Origin of the sequence: Microbacterium sp. P03, assembly GCF_043556235.1 — a bacterium.
Classification (GTDB): domain Bacteria; phylum Actinomycetota; class Actinomycetes; order Actinomycetales; family Microbacteriaceae; genus Microbacterium.
In genome coordinates, this window is sequence record NZ_JBIGIM010000002.1 from 15827 (window position 1) to 36511 (window position 20685).

Consider the following 20685-nt stretch of genomic DNA (forward strand, 5'->3'; position numbering starts at 1 on the left):
TGACCTCCGGCAACGCTGGCAGGTGTCGTTGTCTACCTTAGCGTGGAGCATTCACGAGCTCCGCGCGCAATCTATCCGTGCGCCCAGCTAGGAGGAGGACGGTCAAGCAGCTCGTGAAGGCAGCGAACTCCGCTCGAGTTATGAGGCTTCTCTCTCGCCCATGGGGGTCGCAAGAACAGCCTGGTGGTGCTCATACAATCTAGTTGTGCAGGTTTTTGTGGACGTAGCGGGTCAGGATGACAATCTGGGCGACTCAGTGCTCCGGAGGGGCCTACTCGACGCACTTCGAGCTTCAGGGACGACGCTGCACGTCCACAGTGGAGACAACTCGGAGAGCTACGTGAGTGGCCTGGAGTTGCCAGACGAGGACGTCCAGTACAGCAGTCGACGTGCCTGGCGGAACGCACTCCTGCAGAGCGTTGGTCGCGAAAAGACGAGTCTTGCAATTGATCCGGGCGAGATCAGGTCGGACGCCGAGATGAACTTTGCCGGCCCTCGGGTAATCGCCGCCGCTGCGGCCGTTCGGTTGCGCGGGGGAGCGGTCATCCACTCGGGTATCGGTCTGCGAGCGGCTAGCCATCCCCGAGATAGGGGCACGCGAGTGCTCGCCCGGCTTTCGTCAGTGACGACATGGCGCGATGAACCGTCCCGTGCTCGCGGTGTTCACGGTTACGTCGCTCCCGATTGGGCGTTCGCGACGGGCCCGTCATCTCCGCGGTTCGGCGATCGATCCTGCATTGCCGTGTCGATGCGAGGGGACCGCTCTGTTCCCAATGAGCGGTGGGTAGAGCTGGTAAACGACCTCGCTGAGTCGACCCAACTTACTCCGGTGATATTTGCGCAGGTGAGACGCGACAACGAATTGGCCTCCTGGATTGCGGCTAGGGTTCCGAGAGCCACTGTCGAGATTTGGCCAGACGAGGTGAATCATCACGACCGGGAAATCTGGGTCAGGAGCCTATTCGCGCGGTCGCTGACAGTCGTGTCGGATCGCGTGCACGCTCTGATCATCGGGGCGACCGAGGGGGCTGTGCCGATCGGACTCACTCGGAACCCCGAGAAGCTCACGCGAACATTGTCTGGCGGTGGTATCACCGGGCACACCTTCGACACCTCTGCCGCGACGACTCACTCCGACGCAATACTCGAAGCGAGTCGGCGCGGAGACGAGATACGTGCATCCGTCCAGTCCTCGCGTGCAAAACTCGACGAGCTGCAGCAGCAGATCCGGCAATTGCTCGCAAGATAGAGACGGGAAGCGCCACCCGTCGCGTCCGTGCAACTGGAGGGTCCGCGAGTCGCCGCGTCGGCGGAACGGGCAGCGGCTGATATCTGCCACGTTGTGCTCAATATGGTTCGGGTCGAGTGCGTCCCACCTCGCGGGTCGCCTAGGTGGCGGCCTTGACAAGAGCGTCCGGTCGCCAGGTCTCCGTGGGAGGGGAGCTCGTTGCTGTGGAACGCAGGCCCGCCGCGAGCAGGAGGAGAACGGGCAGGTACACCGGTACCTGCCCGCCCAATGGTCCGCGCAGGATACCGAACATGACGACCGCCATATAGGGCGCGAAGACCGCGAGCTTCGACATGGGGGCGTGGAGCCACGCTGTGTCTAATCGGGAACTTATGTAGCCGAGCGCCGCCATCCCCGCGACTACGCCGATGAGGCCGAACTGCAGGTACATCTCAGCGTGAATGGGGAGTGAGAGGTTGGTGAATGAGTATCCGGCAAACTCTGCAATAGTTCCTCCGGCCGGCTCCGCCTTCGCGGGCCACACCGAACGCGGTACGAAGAAGAGCGCAGCTGACAACCCCTGGATGCCCCAGGTGATGCCGTGCTCCTCGACGTAGGACATGGTCGTCACAACCTGCTGGAAGCCGTCGAAGTCAGCCGAGGCAAAGGTTGATGCCGTGATGTCCCGAAGTTCAGTTCCTGCGTAACGGAAGGAGTTGGCGAGAGGGTAGATGAGCACCCCGGCGAAGAGCGCGATGGCGACGAAGCTGAAGCCTGCCCGCGTACTCCTGGGCTGAAGTAGGAGTAGGAGGACCGATCCGAACGCGGTCAGCGCAATGAATCTGGACTGGGACAGCGGATTCGCGAAGACGCAGATGCCGACGAATCCAATCATCGACGCAAAGACATATCCCCCGCGGACGAAGCGAATTCCTCGCCAACTCATGCGGATGGCATGGAGAGCGAGCAGCAAGATGCTGATCGAGATCGTCATAGGGAGGATCGTGTAAACCGCATACAGGGGGCCACCTAGATCTGAGTACGTGTTCCCACCTTCACCTAGTACTCCGGCCCGCTCGCTCCGACTCACGAAATAGTTCGAGATGCCAGTCACTCGGATCGCCAGCGGAGCAATGACCGCCAGTATCCCTACCAACAACCCGATCACCCATCCACGCGTGCTCGCTACAGCGCCGGAGTTCCTGATACCCCGGTTGCGCCCAAACCTGTCACCCACCCAGAACGAAGCCACGGCTACCAGGGAGAGAAGCAGTGCGGACGAAACCCGGCCCGAGTCCGAGAGAATGGACGAGTCTGCCCAAGCAACCCTGTTGATGCTGATCTGGACGATCGGTCCAACCCCCAGCCATGCGAACCAGAACGTGTAGAACGCCGCAGCAACGGGGCGAAGACCATGGCTTGCTGACTGTATTGCCCCGATGAGCGCAAGCAGCGCACCCGCGGCTGCAACGACAAGAACCCATACGTCTGCAATGTTCTCAGTGAGCAGGAGAACGCCAGCAAGCGCTAGGCAGGCAAGTGGAGGCACGAAGGGGTTAATGCGCCGATCTACCCCACGGCGCACGCCCGCGACGACGTCATGCAGGGCGTGTCCGCGACCTGTCGGCTCGCCCGTCGAAATGTGAGGTGGTTGCCTTGACGCTTTCATCGGGTACGCGCCTCTCTGGGATCGGCCCGATGTTCGCGGGGAGGTTCCTCAGGTTTCTCGCCCGCGCGACTGAACTTCTTCCTCAACCGCTCGCACGGTCTTTCGACCCAATGTCTCATGCCCCACGAGAGCAACACTGCGAGTGCGATGCCGACGACGGCGCCAAGCGCTCCTCCGATCCACTCTTCCCCGAGGACAAGTGCCCAGCGATGCGTGAGGTAAAGGGAGTAGGAGATGAGCCCAACCCAAGCGATCGGTCTCCAGTTGAGTATTCTTCCGATCCACGAACGTGGAGCGAGGATGACTGGAATGAAGATGCCGAAGGCAGCAATGCCCTGGACCGTGAACCCATAGACGAAAGCCCCCGGGAAGCGGCTCGCAGCCCAGAATACGAGTGCTGAGGAAATCACGATCGCCGGTCCGACCCATGGCGGCCGCGGTAGACGAATCTCGCCGTACATCGGATTGAATCCGATCGCGAGGATGGCGCCCCAAAGGAGGGTATCCACTCTTGTGTCGGTCGCGTAGTACAGGCGGAGGTCACTCGCTCCGTGGGCGTGCAAGAAAACGCGCCATCCGAGGATGAGCACGCATAGTCCCGCCAGAAGCGCCACCTGATGCATGCGGTTAGGGAGCCATTTCCGCATCGCGATATACAGCAATGGGAACACCAAGTAGAAGTGTTCCTCTACGGCAAGCGACCAGAACACGCCAAGACCCGCCGGAACGCCTTCGTGCCCGTTGAAGATGATCCAGTAGTTCGTGAAGAAAAGTGCCGTTGACAGAGTGCCGCCAGCGCTCATCACGTTCGGCAAGACGCCAACGAGGGTGAGGGCGACTACCAGGGCGATCACGATGTACATCGGTGGGAATATTCGAAGGACGCGGCGGAGGTAGAACCCGCCCAGTGATATCCGGTCGAAACGGTCCCATTCGGCTCTCAACAACGTCGTAATGAGGTAACCACTCAGGAAGAAAAAGAGCGCCACGCCCATTCCGCCCTGAACGGGGCCGGGCAGCCCTGCATGGGTCCAGACGACGACAGCGATCGCTGCTGCTCTGAGACCATTCAGTGATGGGATGTGGCCGATCTTCGTAGTGACTACTCCAGCAGAAGGCATGAGATGTTCCTTGCGTGGGTTAGCGGTCGTCGCGGCGACGCCGCGCTAGTTGTTCGACGATCGAAATTCGTTTCCGGGAACCTCACAGGCCAGGGTGCTCCCACTCGGACTTCCTCGACCGCCGATAGATTGCGCGAACAACCGCGGGCGCGTATCTGGCCCCGAGAGCGAACGCCGCAGGCTTGAGAGCACCGCGACGGGCGAGCCGGGCTGACGCGCGAATACCCAGACCACCGTTCACGGTGCGCATCGCTAACGCTGCGGCCGGCGACCGATCGTCGAAGCGCCACACCTCCGTCAGGAGGGGGATCGCGATGGATTTCACCCAGAAGAGGTCGAGTTCGAACCGTTTCACCTGGTGGGTCGGGAGCAACCTGTAACTCAACTCAGCCACCCGGATGAGGTCTAGTGGCTTGGCACGCGACGTCGCTATCGATCCTGCGTGGAAATGGTAGGTGTATACCTGATCGGTGATCGAGACGGCTCGGGTGATGCGGGGAAGCACGGTGATCAGCCCGCACACATCCGATTTCGACGGCAGCGAGGGGAAAACGGTGCCGGCGCTGGTTAGCACGTTCCGGAGGAACAGCTTGTTCCACAACTGGCCCTGTATGTCACCGCGAAAGTAAGCGGTCACGAGATCAGAGGAATCAAGGGTGCCCGCGCGCGGCGGCGCAGGGATCCGACTCGACCGCTCTGTTCCCGAGACGATACGGGTGGCCTGTGCGATCACCAACTCGCTCTGCGTGCGCTCCGCCGCGTCGCACATGACGGCCAGGGACCGGGACGTCCAGCTGTCGTCACCGTCCACCATCCACACGTACTTGCCTCGCGCGTACGACAAGGCGATGTTCCGGGCTTCGGCAACGCCGACGTTACGTTCCACGCGTATCAGCAGAGCAGGGAATGCCAAGTCTGCCAGCTCTGCAAGAACGTGCGCTGTCGTGTCGGTAGAGCCGTCGTCCACGAGGACGAGTTCGAACGAGGGGTGCCTGGTGTCCTCCAGCTGCTTGAAGAGCCCCGGGAGGTAGTCATCAGCATTGTGGACGGCCACAACGATTGTGGCGTGGGGTTCGAATGCCGACTGCCAGGCATCCTCTACGCGACGGTCGACCGCGTCAGAGATGGTGATACGGCTGAGGGCAGATGCTTGGCTCACAGTCTCATCACGCTCGAGGATGGCCTGACACCACGGGCGGGGTCAGCACCAACGAGGTTTCGAAGCTGGCGCGCGGTGTCATCCCACGACTGCTCGGGGGGGCCAGCCACCTGGGGAGTTGCCAGCGCCCGGTTCAGCGCGTGGGCGAGCGAGTTCGGATCGGGCTCGGCGACATGGGGGAAGTCGCCGAATATCGATTCCATGCCACTGTCGGAAGTGACGACGGCAGGGATGCCCAGATAGTGGGCCTCGGCGACGGGCAGGCCGAATCCCTCATCGCTCGACACCAGGGCCACGACAGAAGCACCGGATACGAGCCGCTGATACTCCTCGTCGTCGACGAACCCCGGTAGCACGACGCGGCCGGCAACGCCGTTGCGCTCGGCCCGGTCACTCAGCTCATCGCGGTATTGACCCCGCGCGCCCAGAACAACGAGGCGCACACCGGCGTCGGTGAGTCCAGACAGTGCATCGATGAGCAATTCGGGGCGCTTGTTGTTGTGATGGCCGAACGTCACGATGTATCGGTCGGACGAGTCGTGGTCGAATGCGGGCCAGCTCCGGGCATGGTCCCACCCATTTTCGATGACCACCGTCCGAGCTCCAGGAACGTAAGACTGCGTCTCCTGGGCGGCCTTCTGCGAAATGCACACGTTCACTGCAGCCCGTGCAGCCGAGATCTTCCACATCCGCCGATATGCCCGCTGCGCGACAGGGAATTCGTGCGGGTTCTTGATGTGTCGCCAATCGTGCTGGAAGCAGATTGCGCGGTTGGACGGAGCAAGCGGTGACACGATCGGACTGAGCGAGATCAAGACGTCGGCCTTGGTGCGAGCCCGCAACCAAGCGGTATAGACAGCCTGGCCCCACGCGCGCCACACGAACTTCTCATTGTTCAGTACGGAGACGCGGGCACCGACCTGTTCGAACTCCGACTTCGCCCAGGAACCGCCGACGACCAGGACATCATCCTCGGGAAACTGGTTCAGCCAGGAGTTGACGATCTCCGTCGCATGCAGGCGCATACCGCCGGAGCGCTCGGTCGAGCCGAGGATGTCGAAGATGACCCGCATCAGACGGTCCCGAATTTTCGGTCGAGAGACTTGATCATCGGACGCGTCCACGGAGACAGCAGTCGCGGGTAGCGTGAGTAGAACTTCGCCATGGAGGGGATCTCGCGGCGCCAGGGCGCCCATTCGAATCGGGTCGTCTCACGCGCCCACCCGTGCACCCAGGTGATTTTTCCCGACACGATGCGAGGGATGCCGGAGGCCGCCGCCCGTAGGCCGAGGTCGCTGTCTTCGTAATACACGAAGAACCGCTCATCCCATGGCCCGAGCATCTCGAAATGAGCACGCGTTCCGAGCACAGCGGCCCCCATGAACCATACGACCGGCAGATCTTCTCCAGCCGAGGCGAACCGGCGGTAGGTCGAGGCCGCATCGTCGGAACCGAGCCGATTGCGCAGTTTCTCGGCCAAGAACGGGTATCCGCGCCCGTTCGGCTGCGGGGTCCCGTCCGGGTTGACGAGCTGGGGCGCGACGAGCCCTCCGGTCGAGTCGATGACGTTCTGGAGCGGTAGGAGAGATCCCGGGCGAACGGACACGTCCGGGTTGACGAAGCCGACGTACTGCGAGGATGACGACCGGAAGCCGACGTTGTTCGCTCCTCCGAAACCCAGATTCCCCGGCAGGGCGATCACACGGGCGCCGAGCTCACCGGCAACTGCGGCAGAATCGTCGGTTGACGCATTGTCGACCACGATCCACTCGACGTCCGACGCGGGCTCGTAGCCGGCCCAGTATTCGCGCAATGCCTCCGCGCTGTTGTACGTGACAGTGATGAGCGACCAGGTGGGTGCCATGTCAGTGAGCAGTTCCTTTCGGCGCGATGACGGCCTTGATCGTGCGGAGAAGGATGATGATGTCGCTGATCAACGACCAGTTCTCGACGTAGTAGAGGTCGAGCTTCACGGCATCCGCCCATTCCAGGCTGGAGCGCCCGCTGACCTGCCACAGGCCCGTGATGCCAGGCCGGGTGAGCAGCCGGCGGCGCGCGGCATCCGTGTACAACGCCACCTCGGCCGCGATTTGCGGACGCGGACCCACCAGACTCATGGACCCGCCGAGAACGTTGAAGAACTGCGGCAATTCGTCGAGCGAATATTTCCGGATGAAGCCTCCGACTCCGGTGATGCGCGGGTCGTTCTGCACCTTGAAAAGAGGCGTCTGACTCGTCCCCTGCGCGGCCAGCAACTCCGCCAGCTCTGCTTCAGCGCCGACCCGCATCGACCGGAACTTCAGCATGTGGAACGGCTCTCCCTTCATGCCGATTCGCTGTTGTTTGAAGAAGAGTGGTCCGGAGCTCGATGCTTTCACCGCGATAGCGACCGCCAGCAGCACCGGTGAGAGGAGGACCACGAGAACTGACGAAGCTGCGATGTCGAAACCTCGCTTCACGACGCGCTGCCCGCGAGAGAAGCGCGGTGTCTCGACGTGGATGAGGGGCAGGCCTGAAACGGGACGCGTATGGATGCGCGGTCCCGCGATGTCCATGATGCTGGGCGCGAGGACCAAGTGCTGACGACCCGCCTCGAGGCCCCACGAGAGCTCTTTGACCTTGTAGGGCGGCAGTTCGTCGGTGCTCGTGATCGCCACCGTGTCCGCGTGAGTGGCCACGATCGCACGCTCGACGGCGTCGACACTTCCCATCACCGGGATGTCGGTTCCCTCGATCGTGTCCGCAACTTTTCCAGACGGCACGCATGCCCCGACGACTCGGTATCCGGCGTTGGGTGTGCGACTCAGCTCGCGCGCGATCTGCGCGACGGATTCGGCAGATCCGACCAGGAGAACTTTCGCGGAGTACTTTCCCATGGACCGCTGGGCATTGAGCCACTGCCGCCACAGCCATCGCTCGATGATCAACACCGCGATGCCCAACGGCAAGCTGATGAGAAGGAAACCGCGAGCGACGTCGACTCGAAGGAGGAACGCGCCGATCGCGATGAAGCCGAACACTCGGAAACTCGCGTCTGCCACACGCGCGTACTCCGTCGGACCGGTTCCGATCACCCGATCACTACGCGAATCGATCAGCGCGAGTGCGATCATCCAGATCACGACGAGTACGGCTGAGAACGACCAGTATGTGCTGATGGCAAGACCGGATATCTCGACAGGCTCGATGCCGAGCCAGGCGATCTGTGTACCGTAGACGACCCAGATCAACACGAGCAGGTCTGAGACCCACAGGCGACGCATGTAGCGACGGCGCCAGTTGTCGATCGGCTCCTGGCGGGCCGCGGAAAGGAGGTCTGGTCTCCTCGACGCCCGCGAATCCCGTTGAGAGCTGGCCTCCGACGCGGAATGCCGAGAGTTCTCGACGGACGAAACGTCCGGAACCGGACCCGCATCAAGTTGTGTTTCCGACATGAAGTCGAACAACCTTCCTACTGCCCAAGACGTGCCCCACCGATGAGCGTAGCCGGTCCCTGTAACGGACATGTTGCGGAGGTGTCGCAATCGGGTGCGGCGCCCCGCGCGCCGAGGGGCGCCGGCCGTCACGGGACATCGACTCGAACAACGTCGTTGCCCGACCACACGAAGGCGGCGCCATCTACCACTGCCATTGCCACGGCCGCCGAAGGAGACCCTGGGACGCAACCGAGAGACACCGGCATCCCCACGTCGGCGCCCGTGTGCACGGTGATGTTGAGGCCGTCGCAGTCTGCTGTGGCGGCCGCTACATAGACCGAGGGATCGGCGACGGCCACGGCCGCGACATCCGTCTCGGGCAAGGCGCTCCACCGACCGTCGCGAAGTGCGAAGGCCGTCCCCTCACACACGAGCGCGACCGTGGATCCGGCGGCTCGAAGCCCGCGCGCGTCGACGCACGGCGAATCCACGGAGACTCCTGCGAGGCGTACCGTGCTCGCATCTTCGAGATCGATATAGCGGGCTGCGGGGAGCAGGGTGGGGTACGAGTCCCAGAACTGGCCTTGAGTGTAGGTGCGCAACAGATTCACTCCGCATGACCCCGCGAGGCCGGCGACGGCCTCGGCCTCCGTGCTCTGGAAGGCGTCGAGGCCGCCGATCTGAGCGAGGCCGAGATAGCCGGGCGTCACGCTGCGCCATGTCCTCCCCCCGTCCGTCGAACGATCGATGGTGGGCGCGGCCCCACCACACTCGCCGGCGGTCGCCCTCCACATCGCGCCTCTACCGACCGCCAGGAAGCGCTCGGACGCGCGCGGGACGAGAGGGGGAGACACCGCGGCAGCGGGTGTCGGAGGAGGAGCGGCCGTCTCGACCCCTAAAGAGAAGGTCGGAATCGGTGCGGCCGAGCCACCCCCCACGCCTGCTGGATGCGCACGCTGGTAAGCGGTATACGACAGAAAGCCAACAGCAATGGCGAGGATGACAACAGCAGTGATTGCCACCAATGTGGAGCTCGGCGATCGTTCGAAACGTCGGGCGCCCATGAACGATCAGGGAACGGGAGCCGTCGGTGTGCTGCTGCGGCGGGTGCCCGGCGTGTCGTCGCTGCCGGACGTACGCGGACGCAGATCGTCGGCCGCGTGACTGACGGGGGGCGGATCCCCTTCCGTATCGTCTTCGGCGGCGGGACCCGAGCCGTACGTTCCGTACCCGCCGTAGCCGTACCCGTATCCGTAGGCGTACGCGTCGGGTCCTCGGGTCGGCACCATCGTGAGGACGACTCCGGCCACCTTCGCCCCGACGGTGTTCAGCGCGTCGATCGCGCCGCTGAGCTGGTGGCGGTTCGTGCGACCGGCCGAGACGGCGACGATGGCGCCACTCGTGGCTTTCGCCAGGATGGCGGCGTCCGTCACCGGCAGCAGCGGGGGAGCGTCGCAGAGCACGACGTCGAAGTCGCGTTCCAGCACCTCGAGCAGAGTCTGCATTTGCGACGACCCCAGCAGTTCGCTCGGGTTGGGCGGGATCTTTCCGGCGGGCAGCACGTACAGGCTGCGCTCGCCCCACGGGAGCATGACGTCGCTCACGCGCGCGCGGCCGATGAGGACGTCGGTGAGGCCGGCGCCGCCCTCGATGCCGAGATACTCGGCGACCTTGGGCTTGCGGAGGTCGGCGTCGATGAGGGCGACGCGCTTGCCGGCGTCGGCGAGGGCGATCGCGAGGTTGATCGTGGTCGTGGACTTGCCCTCGCTCGGCACGCTCGACGTGATCACGAAGCTCGCGCGCCCGCCCATGTCGAGGAACTGCAGGTTCGTGCGCAGCGCTCGGAACGACTCGGCGCGCGGACTCATCGGGTCGGCGTGCACGATCAACGGACGCGACTTGGCCTTCGGGTCGAAGGCGATCGCACCGATCAGCGGGCGGTCGGTGACGATCTCGATGTCGCGCGGGTTGCGGATGCGTGTGTCGAGTACCGCGCGCAGAACTGCGAAGCCCAGACCGAGTGCAAGCCCCACGAGCCCTCCGAGCGCCAGGTTGAGGGGAACGTTCGGACTGGACGGTGCCAAGGGGGGGATCGCGTCCTTCACACGCGTGAGCCGCACGGGACTGGTGTCGGTGCCGTTCGGCGTCTCGATCGACTCGACGGCGGATGTGAGGCTCGCGGCCAGCGCGTTGGTGATGTCGGCCGCTGCCACCGGGTCCGGGTCGGTCACCGTGATGGTGATGAGAGTCGTATTCGTTGCGCTCGACGCCGTGACCTTCCGGGTCAGCTCTGACGCGGTGATGCCGAGGTCGAGTTTTGCGATGACGGGGTTCATCACGATGGGCGTGGCGACCAGGTTCGTGTACGTCGTGACCCGGGATTGCGTGAAGTTCGAGCCTTGCTGGAGCTCGGCGATGGTTCCGCCCGCCTGAGACGACACGAAGACGGTGCTGGATGCCTCGTACTGGGGTGTGCGGGTGAGGGAGTAGCCGGCCGCAGCCCCCACGCCGAGCAGGGTGGCGATCACGATGATCAGCCAGTTCTTCCGCAGGATGCGAATGTAGTCGCTGAGCTCCATGCTGCCTCTCCGATGGTCACGCGCCTGGGGTGCGCGTGGTCAAGGCCATCTTGTCACAGCCGATTTACAGCCGAGAGAGGGCACGTTTCGGGCAGGTTACGCGGCCTCCGCCAGGGCGTCGCGGAGGACGCGGACGACTTCGCGGGTGGCCGGCTCGAGCTGCGATGCGGAGAGCTGATAAGTCGACCACGAACGTCGATAGGGGTCGATCACGTCGTCGTCCGTGGGATCGTCAGGCGGCAGCACGAGTCCGCGGCGGGACGCGACGAGCGCGGCCACGGCGCGGACGCGGGACGAGGCATCCGGCCCGGCGCTCTCGGCGGCCTCGCGCAGCAGTTCGTCATCGATGTCAGCCGCAAGACGCGCGAACTCGCGCACCGTGAATGTCGATCGCAGCCGTGAGGGCGCGAGTTCTACGATCGCTCGGCGGTGCTCCCGCGTCATGGCGAGGATGAGGTCGGGGTCGGACAGCTGCGCCTCGGTCAGGTATCGCGATCGGTGCGCGCTGCTGTCTGCCGGATCGACGCCCAACTCGGTCGCCAGCCGGAGCGCCTCGGGTGTCATCGGCGCATCGCGCAGGCCCCGGGTGCCGGCGCTCGCGACGTGCACGTCGAGGTCGGACAGGCGCGTGCGCAGGAGCTGCTCCGCGAGCGGCGAGCGGCAGATGTTGCCCGTGCACACCGTCAGAACCTCGATCACGGGGAGCCTCCTGGGGCTGAGAGAAGCGCGGCAGGTAACGTGGGCGCGTGCCCGACCACTCTATAGACGCCCCGGCGGAGGCTCGCGACGCGCGAGAGGCCCGGTCCGAGTCGAGCGCGGAGCATATCGGCCGCCGAGACTGGCGCCTGGGCGGCCGGACCGTCCGCCGGTGGCGCGAGCGGCTCCTGGCGATCGCGTTCTTCTCTCTGGGGCTCGGGCTGCTCGCGGGCGCGCTGCTGATCTCGATGCTGCCCGTCACGTGGGGCCCGATGGCCGCGACCGGGGTCCTGTGGATCGGGATGCTCGTGCCGGTCGTCTGGGCGTTCACCCGGTCGCGCCCCATCGGCCTCCTGCGGCTCCGCCCCGTCGATCTGCTCTACGGTCTCGCCATCGGCGCAGCTCTGAGGATCGCGCAGGGGTGGATCGAGCTCGCCCTCGGCGAGGACGGCGCGTTGCCGTCATACCCCGTCATCGGGGGAAATCTGCCGTCGGGTTGGCTGTTCACCGACGTGGTGTCTCCCGGACTGATCGCGCCGGTGATCGAGGAATTCTTCTTCCGCGCCGTGCTGCTCGTGGCGTTGTTCACGGTGTTCCGACGTCAGGTCGGTTCGCTCTTCGCGGGGGTGATCGCACTCCTGGGCAGCACGGGCGTCTTCGTGCTCGCCCACGGGCTGCAGCCCAGCGAGGGCGCGGGAGTCGTCGGCCTCATCATGCTCGGCGCGACGTGCTCGGCACTCGTGCTGCTGACGGGCAGAATCTGGGGAGCCGTGCTGGTGCACGCGGTCTTCAATCTGAGTTTCGTCGCCCTCGCGATGGCGGGCACTTTCGCCGCCTGAATGCTCGGCCGTTCATCGACTCTTTACATAGGCGAAATACTGCCGCCTGGCGGTATGGGAAACGAACCCGCTAGCATGGCCGATATGGGAAGCCCTCTGGGGGGGTTTGCCGCCTTTGAACAAAGACGACTCACCGCTTCACCAAACCTTTGGAGATCAATCACCATGTTCAAGAAGACTTTCACGGCGCTGGCCATCGCGGCTGCGATCGGGCTCACCGGTGCTTCTGCCGCCAACGCGGACACCTACCCCGCACCGCCCATCACGATCATCATCAACAACCCGACGATCATCATCGGCGACGTGACGATCATCACGATCAACGGTGTCGGCGACTACGCCACCATCATCTTCAGCACGACGGGCGGCGGCGGCACGCTGTCGTCGGCCGCACTCGCCAACACGGCGTCGTCTTCGGTCACCAAGACCGTTGCCAATGGCTCCGCGAGCACCACGTTCACGGCCAAGGCCGCGGGCACCTACACCGTCACGGCCGCTGCGCCGGATGGCACCGTCCTCGGCAGCCGGACCGTCACGGTCACCACTGCGGCGGCCTCGGGCTCGCTGCCCGCGACCGGTGGCGAGGTTCCGACCATCGCCATCTGGGGCGGCGTCGGCGCTGTTGCGCTCGGTGGCCTGGCTGTCGCCGCGGTGGCTGCCCGCCGCCGCGCGACGACCAGCAGCAACTGATCACACGCTTCATGGCGAAGACCCCGGACACGCGTCCGGGGTCTTCGTCTTTTCTCGCGTCGTTCACGCGACCGACCCCGGCGATTGTCGTCCTGACGGTCGCCTTCGTCGTGGCCGCGGTCGTCGGGACGTCCTTCCCCGGGGTAAGCGTGTTCCTCCCGTCGTGGCCGGCTTGGGTCCTGCGCGCACTCGACATCGCGGTTCTCTCGGCGCCTCTCGTGATCGGTGCCGTGCTCGCCGTCCGCGTGGGGACTCGACCTCACGCGTGGGTGCGCGCTCTGCGCCGATGGAGGGTGGGCGACCTGCTGATCGGCGCGTGCGTCGGGGCGCTCGTCCGCGCCGCCGTCGAGCTGAGTGCACCCACCACGGGATCACTCGAGGGCCCGTTCGTCGAGGAACCGAGTTTCAGCCGCTACGCCACGTTGGCCGTCGTCATCGTGACGGCCGTGCTCCTCAGCCCGGTGATCGAAGAGGTCTTCTTCCGCGGCATCGCCCTGCCCGCCCTCGCGAACGGGCTCCGCGGCGCAGGCCCGACGATCGCCGGCACCGTGGCGCTCGTGCTGACCACCGCGGCCTTCGTCGCGCTGCACCTCCTGCCGCTCGGGGGAAGCGCACCGCTCGGTCTGGTGATCGGAACCATCGGAGTGGGCGTCGGATGCGGCATCCTGACCCTCGTCACCGGGCGCCTCGCCGCGGCGCTGGCCGCGCACATCGTGTTCAACACCATCGGTGTTGTTCTCATGCTCGGCTGAGGAGTGCTTCGACTCGCTTCGCTCGCTCACCGACGGGGGCTGAGGGCGGTCGGTGACCGGAGGGATGAGGCGGCGTTTGGCCGCAGCATCCGCATGCCGTAGGCTTGACCCTTGGTGTCTGCGTCTTGCTGGCGTGACACTACGAACGTGAGCCCTCCACTGGCGTGTTCCGTCGGCCTTCAGGTCGGAGAACCACCCCGGAGCGGGATTCACGAACCTCTCCGTTCGATTCAAGAAAGCAGCACTATTGTGACGCGCACGTACACCCCCAAGGCTGGCGAAGCCCAGCGCGAGTGGCTCATCATCGACGCGACCGACGTCGTCCTGGGCCGTCTCGCCTCCCACGCCGCAACGCTCCTCCGCGGCAAGCACAAGGCGACCTTCGCCCCCCACATGGACATGGGTGACTTCGTCATCATCATCAACGCCGAGAAGGTCGCGCTGACCGGCCAGAAGCTCGAGAAGAAGAAGGCGTACCGCCACTCGGGCTACCCGGGCGGCCTGAAGTCGATCACGTACAGCGACTTCCTCGCCAAGAACCCCGAGCGCGCCGTGGAGAAGGCCGTCCGCGGCATGCTCCCCAAGAACAGCATCGGCGCCCAGCAGCTGAAGAAGCTCAAGGTCTACCGCGGCGCCGAGCACCCCCACGGTGCCCAGCAGCCCACGACCTACACCCTCGACCAGGTCGCCCAGTAAGCGCCGTTCAGAAGATTAAGGACATACTCGTGGCGAACATCGAAGAGACCACCGAAGCTCCCGAGAGCTACTCGACCGAGACCCCCGTCGACCAGGAAGCCGTCGCCGTAGAGCGCCCCGTGCTCAGCGTCCCCGGTGCGGCCGTCGGTCGTCGCAAGCAGGCCATCGCCCGCGTGCGCCTCATTCCCGGCTCGGGCACCATCACGGTCAACGGCCGTGCGTTCGAGGAGTACTTCCCGAACAAGCTGCACCAGCAGCTGATCACCGACCCGTTCACCGTGCTCAACCTCACGGGTGCCTACGACGTCATCGTGCGCATCTCGGGCGGTGGCCCCTCGGGCCAGGCCGGTGCACTGCGCCTCGGTATCGCACGCTCGCTGAACCAGATCGACGAAGAGCACAACCGCGCCACCCTGAAGAAGGCCGGCTTCCTCTCGCGTGACGCCCGCGTCATCGAGCGCAAGAAGGCCGGTCTCAAGAAGGCCCGCAAGGCGCCTCAGTACTCGAAGCGCTGATCGGTACCGCTCCGATGCCGCTGTTCGGCACGGACGGCGTGCGGGGGCTGGCCAACGGCCCCCTCACCGCCGATCTCGCACTCACCCTGGCCCAGGCGACCGCCGTCGTCCTGGGCCAGGGCCGTACCGCCGAGGCCCGCAAGGCCTCAGGCCGCCGGCTCACCGCCGTGGTCGCACGCGACCCCCGTGTGTCCGGCGAATTCCTCGCCGCGGCGGTCTGCGCCGGTCTGGCGTCGTCCGGCGTCGACGTCCTCGAAGCCGGGGTTCTGCCGACCCCCGCGCTCGCGTTCCTGATCTCCGACCACGACGCCGACTTCGGCGTGATGGTCTCGGCGTCCCACAACCCCGCGCCCGACAACGGCATCAAGATCTTCGCGCGCGGAGGGGTCAAGCTCCCGGACGAAGTCGAGCGGCGCATTGAAGAGGCGCTCTCCGGACCCAAACTGCAGCCCACCGGCGCGGGCGTGGGCCGCATCCGCCGGTTCTCCGACGCCGAGGACCGCTACGTCCTGCACCTCCTCGCCTCGCTGCCCAACCGCTTGAGCGGTCTGCACGTCGTGCTCGACTGCGCGCACGGCGCGGCATCCGGAGTCTCACCCGAGACGTTCCGCGACGCGGGCGCCGAGGTCACGGTGATCGGCGCGGACCCCGACGGCTGGAACATCAACGACGGAGTCGGGTCGACGCACCTCTCCGTGCTCTCCGAAGCGGTGTTGAAGGCCGGCGCCGACATCGGTATCGCGCACGACGGCGACGCCGACCGATGCTTGGCCGTGGATGCCACGGGCAAGGTCATCGACGGAGACCAGATCATGGCCATCCTCGCGGTGGCGATGAAGGAGCGGGGGCACCTCGTCTCGGACACGCTGGTCGCGACCGTCATGAGCAACCTCGGACTGCACCGCGCGATGGAATCGCACGGCATCACGGTCGAGCAGACCGCAGTCGGCGACCGCTACGTGCTGGAGCGCATGAACGAGGGCGGCTTCTCCCTGGGCGGTGAGCAGTCGGGGCACGTCATCATGAGTGAGTTCGCCACGACGGGCGACGGCCTCCTGACCGGCCTGCACCTGGTCGCCGAGATGGCCCGCACGGGCCGCACCGCCGCCGAACTCGCGTCGGTGATGACCGTGTTCCCGCAGGTGCTCATCAACGTCACAGGCGTCGATCGAACGCGCGTCGCAGACCCCGTCGTCGCCGAGGCCGTGGCCGCCGCGACCGCATCGCTGGGCGACACGGGACGGGTGCTGCTGCGGGCATCGGGCACCGAGCCCCTCGTGCGCGTGATGGTGGAGGCCGCCGACGAGGCTGCCGCCCACCGCTATGCCGAGGGGCTCGCCGAGGTCGTGCGGGGGCGGCTGGCGCTCTGACGGGCGACGGTCAGTCGACCGTCTCGAGGTAGCGCAGGAGCACTCCTTCGCGCAGGGCCCACGGGCTCACCTCGAGCGTGTCGACGTTCAGCGCCTTCATCGCCGCGTGCAGCACGACGGCGCCGCCGACGATCTGGAACGTGCGCTCGGGGGTGATGCCCGGGAGCTGCTGGCGCGCCTCGGCGGGCATCGCCGCCATCCGCGGGATCCAGCTCTTCAGGCTCGCACGACTGAGCAGCAGGCGGTCCTCTTCGGCCCACCCCGGCTGCGTCGTCCCCGCCAGCCGCGCGAGCGACCGGATCGTCTTAGACGACCCCACGAAATGATCGGGCGACGGATGCCCCGCCATCGCCTGCTTCACGGGTTCGAGCTGCTCGTCCGCGTGCGCGCGCAGCGCGCGCAGCTGCGTCTCGGTGGGCGGGTCGTCCGGAAGATATCCGACCGTCACGCGCCCGGCTCCGAGCGGGACAGACAGGGCGACGTCGGGAAGCTCGTTCGCCCCGACCGCGACCTCGAGCGATCCGCCTCCGATGTCGAGCATGAGGATCTCGCCCGCCGACCAGCCGAACCAGCGCCGGATCGCGAGGAACGTGTAGCGCGCCTCGCCGGGTCCGTCGAGCACCTGCAGGAGCACCCCGGTCACCTGCTCGATGAGGGCGATGACCTCGGGCCCGTTCGTGGCCTCGCGCAGCGCGGATGTGGCGATCGTCAGGAACGCCTCGACCCCCTCCGCCTCGGCGACCGCGCGAGCCTGGGCCGCGGCATCCGTCAGCGCCCGCACTCCGTCGGCGCTGATCGAGCCGTCGGCCTCGAGGAAGCGCATGAGGCGCAGCACCCGCCGGAACGACGTCGTGGTGACGGGCCGGACGCCCGGTCGAGCCTCGGCGACGAGCAGATTGACCGTGTTCGAGCCGATGTCGAGGACCCCTAAGCGCACGGCTCGACAGTATCGTGCGCGGGCACAGCCTCATGCACGGAGGCGGGCCGAGGCATCCGCACCCGCTACCATGGGCGCGATGCCTGCCGACGACACCGCCACGACCGACGTGGTGCACTCGCTGTACCGCGAGATCGACCGCGCGGAATGGTCGCGCATGGCCGCGGGCGTGACCCAGCCGCTGACCGAGAACGAGATCGTCCAGCTGCGGGGGCTCGGCGACCGCCTCGACATCGCCGAGGTGCGCGAGGTGTACCTGCCGCTGTCGCGACTGCTGTCGCTCTATGCCGAGGCCAACAAGCGGCTCGGGGCGGACACCAGCACGTTCCTCGGCGAGCAGGACACGACCACACCGTTCGTCGTCGCGGTGGCGGGGTCGGTCGCCGTGGGCAAGTCGACCATCGCCCGACTGCTGCGCGAGCTCATGAGCCGGTGGCCCGGCACGCCGCGCGTGGAGTTGGTGACGACCGACGGCTTCCTCTACCCGAACGCCGAGCTGGAGCGGCGCGGGCTGATGGACCGCAAGGGCTTCCCCGAGTCGTACGACCGGCGGGCGCTCGTCGCCTTCATGACCGATGTCAAGAGCGGGGCTCCCGAGGTGCGGGCGCCGTTCTATTCGCACCTGCAGTACGACATCGTCCCCGATGCGCACGTCACCCTGCGTCGCCCCGACGTCGTGATCGTCGAGGGGCTGAACGTGCTGCAGCCCCCGGCGAACCCGAACGACGTCGCCGTCAGCGACCTCTTCGACTTCTCGATCTACGTCGACGCCGAGACCTCGCACATCACCCGGTGGTTCGCCAACCGGTTCCTGGCGTTGAAGGCGAGTGCGTTCAACAGCCCGACCTCGTTCTTCCGCGGGTTCACCCACCTGAGCGACGAGGAGGCCCTCGACCTGGCGATGGGCTTCTGGAACGACATCAACCTGCCGAACCTCGTCGAGAACGTGCTGCCCACCCGGCACCGGGCGACCCTGGTGCTGCAGAAGGGTGAGGCGCACGCCGTCGAGCGGGTGCTGCTGCGCAAGGTGTAGCCCAGCCGCGGCGGGCGGTCCAGGCGCGGCATCCGTTTCGTTCAGGCGTCTCGCATACCCCGCCTCGTAGCATGAAGAGCATGTGTGGAATCGTGGGATACGTCGGCCCCCGGCCGAGTCAGAGCGTGTTGATGGCCGGGCTGGCGCGGCTGGAGTACCGGGGTTACGACTCCGCCGGAGTCGCCGTGATCAACGGCGACGGCACGCTGGGGATGCGCAAGCGCGCCGGCAAGCTGAAGGTGCTGCGCGATGACCTCGCGATCGACCCGCTCGCCGACGGGACGACCGGCATCGGCCACACCCGCTGGGCGACGCACGGCGGTCCGACCGACGCCAACGCCCACCCGCACCTGGCCGACGACGACAAGCTCGCCGTCATCCACAACGGCATCATCGAGAACTTCGCCGAACTGAAGGCCGAGCTGCTCTCGGACGGCTTCACGTTCCACAGCCAGACCGACACCGAGGTCGCCGCGGTGCTGCTCGGCCGCGAATACCGGGCCAACGGGGGAGACCTGGTCGAGGCCTTCCGGACGGTCGCCGCCCGGCTCGAGGGCGCGTTCACGCTGCTCGCGATGCACGAGGAGCATCCCGGCCTGGTCGTCGGCGCCCGCCGCAACTCGCCTCTGGTCATCGGGCTCGGCGAGGGCGAGAACTTCCTCGGATCCGACGTCGCGGCCTTCGTCGAGCACACCCGCCGTGCGCTCGCCATCGGTCAGGACGAGATCGTCGCCATCACTCCGCAGGGCGTCGAGGTCACCGACTTCACGGGCAACGCCGTCGAGGTCGAGCCGTTCGAAGTGACGTGGGATGCCTCGGCCGCAGAGAAGGGCGGATGGTCGAGCTTCATGGCCAAAGAGGTGTCGGAGGAGCCCGAAGCCGTCGCGAACACCCTGCGCGGCCGCATCCGCGACGGTCATGTGGCCATCCCCGAGCTGGACGGCCTGGACGAGCTGTTCCGCGACATCAACCGCGTGATCGTCATCGCCTGCGGCACCGCCGCCTACGCCGGCCTGGTCGGCAAGTACGCGCTCGAGCAGTGGACGCGCGTGCCCGTCGATGTGGAGCTCGCGCACGAGTTCCGCTACCGGGATCCCGTGATCGGCCCCGACACTCTCGTGGTCTCGATCAGCCAGTCGGGCGAGACCATGGACACGCTCATGGCCGTCAAGTACGCCCGCGAGCACGGTGCGCGCACCCTGTCGATCTGCAACACGCAGGGGGCGACGATTCCGCGGGAGTCCGACGCGATCGTCTACACGCACGCCGGCCCCGAGGTCGCGGTCGCGTCGACGAAGGCATTCGTCGCGCAGATCACCGCGCTCTACCTCCTCGCGCTGCACATCGGCGGCATCCGCGGCGCGCTGAGCCCCACCGAGATCGCGCAGAACGTGCTCGAGCTCGAGGCGATCCCGAGCAAGATCTCGCGCATCCTCGAGCGCGAGCAGGACCGCATCGGCCAGCTCGCGCATTGGATGACCGACACCCGCTCGGTGCTGTTCCTGGGCCGCCACGTCGGCTATCCGATCGCCCTGGAGGGCGCGCTCAAGCTGAAGGAGCTCGCCTACATCCACGCCGAAGGCTTCGCCGCGGGGGAGCTCAAGCACGGCCCCATCGCGCTCATCGAGCCCGGCCAGCCGGTCTTCGTCATCGTGCCGTCGCCGCGGGAATCGGCCGAACTGCACAAGAAGGTCGTCTCGAACATCGAGGAGATCCAGGCCCGGGGCGCCCGTGTGATCGTCATCGCCGAGGAAGGCGACGCCGCGGTGCTGCCGCACACCGACGAGGTCATCCACATCCCGCTCGCCGGCCCGCTCTTCGAGCCGCTCCTGGCGGTCGTTCCGCTGCACATCTTCGCGATGGGCCTCGCCACCGCGAAGGGCCTCGACGTCGACCAGCCGCGCAACCTCGCCAAGTCGGTCACTGTCGAGTAGCCGGCGGGATCGCGGGCACCGCGCGATAGTGTGGCGGATGCTGCAACAGAG

At 66.2% G+C, this 20685-nt stretch carries 19 protein-coding genes; 9 read left to right on the top strand and 10 right to left on the bottom strand.

Features of this window, described 5'->3' with window-relative positions:
* Positions 1–205 precede the first annotated feature (205 nt).
* Positions 206–1249 (top strand): polysaccharide pyruvyl transferase family protein, encoded by a 1044-nt coding sequence (locus ACFXOO_RS07380; RefSeq protein ID WP_394563246.1) that lies wholly within the window; start codon positions 206–208, stop codon positions 1247–1249.
* Positions 1250–1388: 139 nt separating this feature from the next.
* Here ACFXOO_RS07380 and ACFXOO_RS07385 read toward each other — a convergent pair whose 3' ends face one another.
* From ACFXOO_RS07385 to ACFXOO_RS07425, 9 genes are all read right to left on the bottom strand, one after another.
* A complete protein-coding gene (locus ACFXOO_RS07385; protein WP_394563247.1) occupies positions 1389–2777 on the bottom strand; it encodes a hypothetical protein in 1389 nt (462 codons plus the stop codon).
* Positions 2778–2893: 116 nt separating this feature from the next.
* Entirely contained in the window at positions 2894–4018 is a 1125-nt protein-coding gene (locus ACFXOO_RS07390) for an acyltransferase family protein (RefSeq protein ID WP_378841444.1), read from the bottom strand.
* An 82-nt stretch (positions 4019–4100) separates the two neighbouring features.
* Complete coding sequence (locus ACFXOO_RS07395) at positions 4101–5177, bottom strand: glycosyltransferase family 2 protein (RefSeq protein ID WP_394563248.1); 1077 nt, start codon at positions 5175–5177, stop codon at positions 4101–4103.
* Positions 5174–6250, bottom strand: coding sequence for a glycosyltransferase (locus ACFXOO_RS07400; RefSeq protein WP_394563249.1), 1077 nt, complete (start codon positions 6248–6250; stop codon positions 5174–5176). Before ACFXOO_RS07400 ends, ACFXOO_RS07395 begins: the two co-directional genes overlap by 4 nt.
* On the bottom strand, positions 6250–7041 hold the full coding sequence (locus ACFXOO_RS07405) for a glycosyltransferase (protein ID WP_394563250.1): 792 nt from the start codon (positions 7039–7041) through the stop codon (positions 6250–6252). Before ACFXOO_RS07405 ends, ACFXOO_RS07400 begins: the two co-directional genes overlap by 1 nt.
* Position 7042: 1 nt before the next feature.
* The gene (locus ACFXOO_RS07410) at positions 7043–8440 is read right to left on the bottom strand and encodes a sugar transferase (protein ID WP_394563251.1); all 1398 of its coding nucleotides are present in this window, start codon (positions 8438–8440) and stop codon (positions 7043–7045) included.
* Positions 8441–8739: 299 nt separating this feature from the next.
* Complete coding sequence (locus ACFXOO_RS07415; RefSeq protein ID WP_394563252.1) at positions 8740–9657, bottom strand: hypothetical protein; 918 nt, start codon at positions 9655–9657, stop codon at positions 8740–8742.
* A gap of 6 nt (positions 9658–9663) precedes the next feature.
* The gene (locus tag ACFXOO_RS07420; protein WP_394563253.1) at positions 9664–11172 is read right to left on the bottom strand and encodes a polysaccharide biosynthesis tyrosine autokinase; all 1509 of its coding nucleotides are present in this window, start codon (positions 11170–11172) and stop codon (positions 9664–9666) included.
* A 96-nt stretch (positions 11173–11268) separates the two neighbouring features.
* Complete coding sequence (locus ACFXOO_RS07425; RefSeq protein WP_378841430.1) at positions 11269–11871, bottom strand: low molecular weight phosphatase family protein; 603 nt, start codon at positions 11869–11871, stop codon at positions 11269–11271.
* A gap of 47 nt (positions 11872–11918) precedes the next feature.
* Between ACFXOO_RS07425 and ACFXOO_RS07430 the strand changes: the two genes are divergently transcribed.
* From ACFXOO_RS07430 to glmM, 6 genes are all read left to right on the top strand, one after another.
* Positions 11919–12707, top strand: coding sequence for a CPBP family intramembrane glutamic endopeptidase (locus ACFXOO_RS07430; RefSeq protein WP_394563254.1), 789 nt, complete (start codon positions 11919–11921; stop codon positions 12705–12707).
* 165 nt (positions 12708–12872) lie between these two features.
* Positions 12873–13397 carry an LPXTG cell wall anchor domain-containing protein gene (locus ACFXOO_RS07435; protein ID WP_378841427.1) on the top strand — a complete coding sequence of 175 codons (525 nt, stop codon included), beginning with the start codon at positions 12873–12875 and terminating at the stop codon, positions 13395–13397.
* 11 nt (positions 13398–13408) lie between these two features.
* Positions 13409–14149, top strand: a complete 741-nt coding sequence (locus tag ACFXOO_RS07440) for a CPBP family intramembrane glutamic endopeptidase (protein WP_394563255.1) — start codon at positions 13409–13411, stop codon at positions 14147–14149.
* Positions 14150–14398: 249 nt separating this feature from the next.
* Positions 14399–14845, top strand: coding sequence for a 50S ribosomal protein L13 (rplM, locus tag ACFXOO_RS07445; protein ID WP_378841422.1), 447 nt, complete (start codon positions 14399–14401; stop codon positions 14843–14845).
* Between the two features lie 29 nt (positions 14846–14874).
* Positions 14875–15360 (top strand): 30S ribosomal protein S9, encoded by a 486-nt coding sequence (gene rpsI, locus ACFXOO_RS07450; RefSeq protein WP_378841420.1) that lies wholly within the window; start codon positions 14875–14877, stop codon positions 15358–15360.
* Between the two features lie 14 nt (positions 15361–15374).
* Positions 15375–16730: a phosphoglucosamine mutase gene (gene glmM, locus ACFXOO_RS07455; protein WP_378841418.1), complete on the top strand. Its 1356-nt coding sequence runs from the start codon at positions 15375–15377 to the stop codon at positions 16728–16730.
* A gap of 10 nt (positions 16731–16740) precedes the next feature.
* Here the strand turns inward: glmM and ACFXOO_RS07460 are convergent, their stop codons facing one another.
* Positions 16741–17667, bottom strand: a complete 927-nt coding sequence (locus ACFXOO_RS07460) for a Ppx/GppA phosphatase family protein (RefSeq protein ID WP_378841416.1) — start codon at positions 17665–17667, stop codon at positions 16741–16743.
* Between the two features lie 79 nt (positions 17668–17746).
* On the opposite strand from ACFXOO_RS07460, the gene coaA reads away from it, so the two are divergent.
* Both coaA and glmS read left to right on the top strand, forming a co-directional pair.
* Positions 17747–18700: a type I pantothenate kinase gene (gene coaA, locus ACFXOO_RS07465; protein WP_378841414.1), complete on the top strand. Its 954-nt coding sequence runs from the start codon at positions 17747–17749 to the stop codon at positions 18698–18700.
* An 80-nt stretch (positions 18701–18780) separates the two neighbouring features.
* Positions 18781–20634, top strand: coding sequence for a glutamine--fructose-6-phosphate transaminase (isomerizing) (glmS, locus tag ACFXOO_RS07470; protein ID WP_378841412.1), 1854 nt, complete (start codon positions 18781–18783; stop codon positions 20632–20634).
* Positions 20635–20685 lie beyond the last annotated feature (51 nt).

Coding starts and splice junctions, on each gene's coding strand:
- ACFXOO_RS07440 (WP_394563255.1), top strand. CDS start 13,409: ATGGCGAAGACCCCGGACACGCGTCCGGGGTCTTCGTCTTTTCTCGCG.
- coaA (WP_378841414.1), top strand. CDS start 17,747: ATGCCTGCCGACGACACCGCCACGACCGACGTGGTGCACTCGCTGTAC.
- ACFXOO_RS07400 (WP_394563249.1), bottom strand. CDS start 6,250: ATGCGGGTCATCTTCGACATCCTCGGCTCGACCGAGCGCTCCGGCGGT.
- ACFXOO_RS07390 (WP_378841444.1), bottom strand. CDS start 4,018: ATGCCTTCTGCTGGAGTAGTCACTACGAAGATCGGCCACATCCCATCA.
- ACFXOO_RS07410 (WP_394563251.1), bottom strand. CDS start 8,440: ATGCGTCGCCTGTGGGTCTCAGACCTGCTCGTGTTGATCTGGGTCGTC.
- glmS (WP_378841412.1), top strand. CDS start 18,781: ATGTGTGGAATCGTGGGATACGTCGGCCCCCGGCCGAGTCAGAGCGTG.
- glmM (WP_378841418.1), top strand. CDS start 15,375: ATGCCGCTGTTCGGCACGGACGGCGTGCGGGGGCTGGCCAACGGCCCC.
- ACFXOO_RS07415 (WP_394563252.1), bottom strand. CDS start 9,657: ATGGGCGCCCGACGTTTCGAACGATCGCCGAGCTCCACATTGGTGGCA.
- ACFXOO_RS07405 (WP_394563250.1), bottom strand. CDS start 7,041: ATGGCACCCACCTGGTCGCTCATCACTGTCACGTACAACAGCGCGGAG.
- ACFXOO_RS07435 (WP_378841427.1), top strand. CDS start 12,873: ATGTTCAAGAAGACTTTCACGGCGCTGGCCATCGCGGCTGCGATCGGG.
- ACFXOO_RS07420 (WP_394563253.1), bottom strand. CDS start 11,172: ATGGAGCTCAGCGACTACATTCGCATCCTGCGGAAGAACTGGCTGATC.